This is a genomic window from Nocardia veterana NBRC 100344 (genome assembly GCF_000308855.1).
GTDB lineage: Bacteria > Actinomycetota > Actinomycetes > Mycobacteriales > Mycobacteriaceae > Nocardia > Nocardia veterana.
This window is the reverse complement of the sequence record NZ_BAGM01000077.1, coordinates 1-5,725: the sequence shown is the minus strand read 5'-3', so window position 1 is coordinate 5,725 and position 5,725 is coordinate 1. Positions and strand designations below refer to the sequence as shown.

Genomic DNA, 5,725 nt, shown 5'->3' with positions numbered 1-5,725 from the left:
GGCGACATCGATGCGGTCCACATAGCCGCGCAGCGGTGAGCCGTCCGCGAGCCGGACCTCGACCAGGGATTCGCAGGATTCGGGGTCGAAAGCGGTCGGGTCCTCGAGCGTGTAGTAGGCGCGCACGAGCCGGGACACCTCGTCGAGAAACGGTGCGAGACCGCCCGCTTCGAGCACCACCTCGACTTCCGGGCGATCGCTCAGCAAACGCTGCCAGGCCGGTTCCACCAGCTGCGCGGCCCGCGCCGGGACCCGTTCACCACTCGGTAGCCCGTACAGGGATTCCAGTACGGCGTGTACCACCGTGCCGCGGACGGCGTCGCGGCCGGGAGTTTCCGGAATCCGGTCGATCGCGCGTAATCGGTATTTCAACGGGCATTGTTTGAAATCCATTGCCCGCGAGGGCGACAACGCCGGCCCGCTGGAAAGGGCCGGTAATTCGGACGGGGTCGCCGTCGGTGGTGCGGACATACCTGGCAGGCTATCGGCGGGTACCGACAGATTCGGCGGCGCGATACCGCCGCGGAAATGATGCGCAGGAGAACGGAGATACATGACGGCCAGACGGACCGGCCCATTCACCACGGGGGACCGGGTGCAGCTGACCGATGCCAAGGGCAGGCAACACACCGTCGTCCTGGAGCCGGGTAAGGAATTCCACACCCACAAGGGGCCGATCCGCCACGACGATCTGATCGGCGCCGACGAGGGGTGTGTGGTCCAATCCGCCAACGGCACACCGTATCTCGCGCTTCGGCCGCTGCTGGTCGACTATGTGCTGTCGATGCCGCGCGGCGCGGCCGTCATCTATCCCAAGGACGCCGCGCAGATCGTGCACGAGGGTGACGTGTTTCCGGGCGCGCGGGTGCTGGAAGCGGGCGCCGGCTCGGGCGCCCTGACCTGCTCGCTGCTGCGCGCGGTCGGTCCGGAGGGCAGCGTGCGCTCCTACGAGATCCGCGAGGACCACGCCGAGCACGCCGTGCGCAATGTCGAGCGATTCTTCGGCGAACGCCCCGCGAACTGGTCGCTGACCATCGGCGATGTCGCCGACTACGACGACGGACAGGTCGACCGCGTGGTGCTGGACATGCTGAAACCGTGGGATGCCCTGCCCGCCGTGGCGAAGGCGTTGATTCCGGGGGGCGTGCTCGTCGTCTACGTCGCGACGGTCACGCAGCTGTCGGAAGTGGTCGAAGCGCTGCGGCAGCAACAGTGCTGGACCGAACCGCGGTCCTGGGAATCGCTGGTGCGGCCGTGGCACGTGGTCGGGCTCGCGGTCCGTCCCGAACACCGGATGCAGGGCCATACGGCCTTCCTGGTGAGCGCTCGGCGCCTCGCGGACGGGGTGGTGGCCCCCAAACCGCAGCGCCGCCCCTCCAAGGGCTGAGCGGGCGATTCGGGGCCGCTCGGGACATGCCGGTCCTCCCTCCGGAACGACCTTCGCCCGAGAACGACGTCGCCCCGGTTCGCGGGTAGTGGAACCGGGGCGACGGCGGCGTGGTGACGAGGGGCCGGGGCTGCTCAGGGCTGGCAGGGCGCCATTCCCATGGCGAGGATCTGGCAGGCCGACGCGTCCGACAGCTGCCATCCGGCGGCGGAGTGCTCCCAGGTCATCGGCATGGGTCCGGCCGGGCCGTGCGGCGAGGTGATGGTGACTTGGCCGGTGGCCCGATCGCCCTCGGTCTTGATGTCGGCGACGGTGAAGGTGATGGTCCCGTAGTTGGCCAGGCCCTTGGTCATGGTGTCGATGTTGGCGGCGCGCTTATCGCCGCCGACCACCAGTTTCTCCTTCTCGGCGGTCGGCTTGGCCGGGTCCACGAATCCGTTGAGGGTGGCCTGCAACTCCTCCGCGGTGGGGGCGGTCGCGGCGGCGGCGCTCGTGGTGGTGGCCGAGGCCGAGGTCGCCGTCGTGGCGTTCGTCGGCGTGGAGTCCTCGGAATTGTCGGACCCGCATGCTGTCATAGCGGTAACGGCGAGCGCGGCGAACGCGGTAGCCGTAGCAAGACGGAACGCCCCGGCGCGGCGAAGTCCCGAACGTCGCGCACCGGAAACACCGGCGGCCCGTGTGGCGTTGCTCCCGGTGCGGGTAGTGCCACTGTAGGGAGCAGCGCTGTGGCGGGTAGGAAGGAGCATCGACTAGACCTTTCGGTTCGGTCCGGCGAATTCGCTCGCCGAATGCAGGTTAGGGCAGGCTAACATGGTTGCCCGGGCCGGTAGACCGCAGCTGAGATGTGATCACGACGAAACCATGTCGGAAAGCGAGAACGGTTCGCGCCCGGTAGCGTTGATAGACCGGGACTGGGAGGAGCAGCATCATGAGCCCCATCGAGAATTCGGATTCGGCGGCCTGGAGAGAACTCGAGGTGGTACGCGCCGAGGCGGCTGCACTCCGTAGGCAACTCGCCGACTCGCCGGATCGTTCAAGGGAATTGGAAGCTCGTATCGATTCGCTGACGATTCGCAACACCAAGCTGATGGACACCCTCAAGGAGGCCCGTCAGCAGTTGGTGGCGCTGCGTGAGGAGGTCGACCGTCTGGGCCAGCCGCCCAGCGGCTACGGCGTGCTGATCGGTGTGTACGAGGACCAGACGGTCGACGTGTTCACGTCCGGGCGGAAAATGCGCCTGACGTGCTCGCCGAATATCGACACCTCCGAATTGCACTACGGCCAGACCGTGCGTCTGAACGAGGCGCTCACGGTGGTCGAGGCCGGCACCTTCGACCAGACCGGTGAGATCGGCACCCTGCGCGAGGTCCTCGACGACGGGCGGCGCGCACTCGTGGTCGGCCATGCCGACGAGGAGCGGGTGGTGTGGCTGTCCGGCCCGCTGTCGGCGCTGGTCGACGCGGACGACACCGAGGACCCACTGCAGCCCACCCGGCGCCTGCGCCCCGGCGATTCGCTGCTGGTCGACACCAAGGCCGGATTCGCCTTCGAGCGCATCCCCAAGGCCGAGGTCGAGGATCTGGTGCTGGAAGAGGTGCCCGATGTCGGATACGAGGACATCGGTGGTCTCGGACGCCAGATCGAGCAGATCCGCGACGCGGTGGAGCTGCCGTTCCTGCACAAGGATCTGTTCCGCGAGTACGCGCTGCGCCCGCCCAAGGGCGTGCTGCTGTACGGCCCGCCGGGCTGCGGTAAGACGCTGATCGCCAAGGCGGTCGCCAACTCGCTCGCCAAGAAGATCGCCGAGGCGCGCGGTGAGGATGCCAAGGAGGCCAAGTCCTTCTTTCTCAACATCAAGGGCCCGGAACTGCTGAACAAGTTCGTCGGTGAGACCGAGCGCCACATCCGGATCATCTTCCAGCGCGCTCGGGAGAAGGCCTCCGAGGGCACCCCGGTGATCGTGTTCTTCGACGAGATGGACTCGATCTTCCGCACCCGCGGATCCGGTGTCTCCTCGGACGTGGAGACCACGGTGGTGCCGCAGCTGCTGTCGGAGATCGACGGTGTCGAGGGACTCGAGAACGTCATCGTGATCGGCGCGTCCAACCGCGAGGACATGATCGACCCCGCGATCCTGCGGCCCGGCCGCTTGGACGTGAAGATCAAGATCGAGCGTCCGGACGCCGAAGCGGCGCAGGACATCTTCTCCAAGTACCTGACCGAGGATCTGCCGCTGCACGCCGACGATCTGGCCGAATTCGCCGGCGATCGCTCCAAGTGCGTGAAGGCGATGATCGAGCGGGTCGTGGACCGGATGTACGCCGAGAGCGAGGACAACCGCTTCCTGGAGGTCACCTACGCCAACGGTGACAAGGAGGTCCTGTACTTCAAGGACTTCAACTCCGGCGCCATGATCCAGAACATCGTGGACCGCTCGAAGAAGTACGCGATCAAATCGGTGCTCGAGACCGGTAACCCCGGCCTGCGGATCCAGCACCTGTTCGATTCGATCGTCGACGAGTTCTCCGAGAACGAGGACCTGCCCAACACCACCAATCCGGATGACTGGGCACGTATTTCGGGTAAGAAGGGCGAACGGATCGTCTACATCCGGACGCTGGTTACCGGTAAGAACGCCTCGGCGAGCCGGGCGATCGACACCGAATCCAATACGGGTCAGTACCTCTAGGAGTACCGCACGACACGAAGGCCGCGCCCGCATCGCGAGCGCGGCCTTCGCCGTATCCGGTGTCAGCGCCGGGCAGTGGCCACCGAGTCGAGCACAATATCGGCGGCCGGTGCGCCGTCGCCGGATCCGTCCTTGGTACCACCCGCGGCGATGTTCTGCAGCACATCCATGCCACCGGTGATGTGGCCGAACGGGGTGTAGTTGGGCGGCAGTTTGCTGTCGGAGTAGACCAGGAAGAACTGGCTGCCGTTGGTGTTCGGTCCGGCGTTGGCCATCGCGACCGTGCCGGCCGGGTAGGTGGCGCCGGCCAGGTTCTCGTCGCCGAATCGGTAGCCCGGGCCGCCGGTTCCGGTGCCGGTCGGGTCACCGCACTGCAGAACGAAGATGCCTTCGGTGGTCAGCCGGTGGCAGCGGGTGTGGTCGAAGTACTGTTCGCCGGCCAGGAACGCGAACGAGTTCACCGTGCGCGGAGCATGGGCCGCGTCGAGCTCGACGGTGATTGTGCCGCAATTGGTTTCCAGATTCGCCGTGTAGCCGGCGTTCGGATCCACGGTCATCGCGGGTTCGGCCGGCCACTGCTTGCCGTTGGGCTGGGCGTCACCGGGCGTCATACAGCCCGGCGCCTGGGTGTGCACGGGGATCGGACCGGCAGCGGCATCGGCGCCGGTGAGGGTCGCGGCGGTGCCGCCGGCCACCAGCGCGATCGCCGCGCCCGCCGCCGCGAGGCCGCCGCGCAGCGGGATTCTGCGCGAGCGGCGGGTGGAATGAGCGGAACGGTCGAGATCGGGCTGCTGGTCTTGCGCGTCGATATGCACCGGGGCGGGCCTCCGAGATTCGTGGGTTGGATGGTTCGCCGCTCGGCCGGTTCGGGCCCGGCCGTGCCGCGATGCCCGGCATCATCGCATGCCCGGCGAGCGGGTGCGGCTGAATGGGACATCCGCGCGCGGCCGCTGCTAACGTCGCGGACATGAAGGTGGTGTTGCGGCACAATCCGTCGTCCACGGTCGCCCGCTGTTTTCTCGCGGGTGGGGAGCCCATGCGTGCGGAAACCGGTGCGATGGTGGCTCATTCGGCCGGAGTCATGCTCGCGGCGAAGGCCGAGGGCGGAATTCTGGCCGGTCTGAAGCGTTCGGTTCTGGCGGGGGAGTCGTTCTTCGTTTCGACGTTCACGGCACCGCCGCAGGGCGGTTGGGTGGACGTGGCTCCGGCGCTGCCGGGAGACATGCTGGCTCTGACGATCGCTCCCGATCGCCCGTACTTCATCAGCCGGGGCAGCTGGATCGCCAATTCCCATGGCGTACAGGTGGAAGCGAAATGGGGCGGGTTCGCCAACATGTTCGGCGGCGAGGGCGGGTTCGGCCTGCGCGCACACGGCCAGGGAGAGGTGGTGGTCGGAGTATTCGGCGCGATCGATGTGATCGATCTGGGGCCGGGGGAGTCGGTGACCATCGACAGCGGACATGTCGTGGCGTACGACCTGGCGATGAAATTCAGTATCCGCCGGGCGGTTTCGGGGCGGTCGCTGCAGTCGTTCACCTCCGGGGAAGGACTGGTCTTCGACTTCGCCGGGCCCGGCCGGGTCCTGCTGCAGACCCGCAACCCCGGAGCCTTCGCCGCCTGGGCGGGCGCGGCCACCTCGTCCGGCTAGG

Annotated in this window: 6 protein-coding genes; 3 read left to right on the top strand and 3 right to left on the bottom strand. The window is 67.4% G+C overall.

The window, feature by feature from the left end:
• Positions 1-471 (bottom strand): RecB family exonuclease (locus ON37_RS13610; protein ID WP_174362103.1); only part of this gene is annotated, 471 nt, incomplete at its 3' end.
• Positions 472-553: 82 nt separating this feature from the next.
• Between ON37_RS13610 and ON37_RS13605 the strand changes: the two genes are divergently transcribed.
• Positions 554-1,387, top strand: coding sequence for a tRNA (adenine-N1)-methyltransferase (locus tag ON37_RS13605; protein ID WP_040719610.1), 834 nt, complete (start codon positions 554-556; stop codon positions 1,385-1,387).
• Between the two features lie 134 nt (positions 1,388-1,521).
• On the opposite strand, the gene ON37_RS13600 is transcribed toward ON37_RS13605, so the two are convergent.
• Positions 1,522-2,133 (bottom strand): WKL family lipoprotein, encoded by a 612-nt coding sequence (locus tag ON37_RS13600; protein WP_479687409.1) that lies wholly within the window; start codon positions 2,131-2,133, stop codon positions 1,522-1,524.
• A gap of 182 nt (positions 2,134-2,315) precedes the next feature.
• Between ON37_RS13600 and arc the strand changes: the two genes are divergently transcribed.
• On the top strand, positions 2,316-4,076 hold the full coding sequence (gene arc, locus ON37_RS13595) for a proteasome ATPase (RefSeq protein WP_040719607.1): 1,761 nt from the start codon (positions 2,316-2,318) through the stop codon (positions 4,074-4,076).
• A gap of 62 nt (positions 4,077-4,138) precedes the next feature.
• On the opposite strand, the gene ON37_RS13590 is transcribed toward arc, so the two are convergent.
• Positions 4,139-4,891 carry a peptidylprolyl isomerase gene (locus ON37_RS13590; protein ID WP_373282018.1) on the bottom strand — a complete coding sequence of 251 codons (753 nt, stop codon included), beginning with the start codon at positions 4,889-4,891 and terminating at the stop codon, positions 4,139-4,141.
• 152 nt (positions 4,892-5,043) lie between these two features.
• Here ON37_RS13590 and ON37_RS13585 point away from each other — a divergent pair, with 152 nt between their 5' ends.
• Positions 5,044-5,724, top strand: a complete 681-nt coding sequence (locus tag ON37_RS13585) for a TIGR00266 family protein (RefSeq protein WP_040719612.1) — start codon at positions 5,044-5,046, stop codon at positions 5,722-5,724.
• Position 5,725 lies beyond the last annotated feature (1 nt).

Excerpts from the sequence above, each read along its gene's own strand:
- arc (WP_040719607.1), top strand. The coding sequence starts at position 2,316 with ATGAGCCCCATCGAGAATTCGGATTCGGCGGCCTGGAGAGAACTCGAG.
- ON37_RS13600 (WP_479687409.1), bottom strand. The coding sequence starts at position 2,133 with ATGCTCCTTCCTACCCGCCACAGCGCTGCTCCCTACAGTGGCACTACC.
- ON37_RS13585 (WP_040719612.1), top strand. The coding sequence starts at position 5,044 with ATGAAGGTGGTGTTGCGGCACAATCCGTCGTCCACGGTCGCCCGCTGT.
- ON37_RS13605 (WP_040719610.1), top strand. The coding sequence starts at position 554 with ATGACGGCCAGACGGACCGGCCCATTCACCACGGGGGACCGGGTGCAG.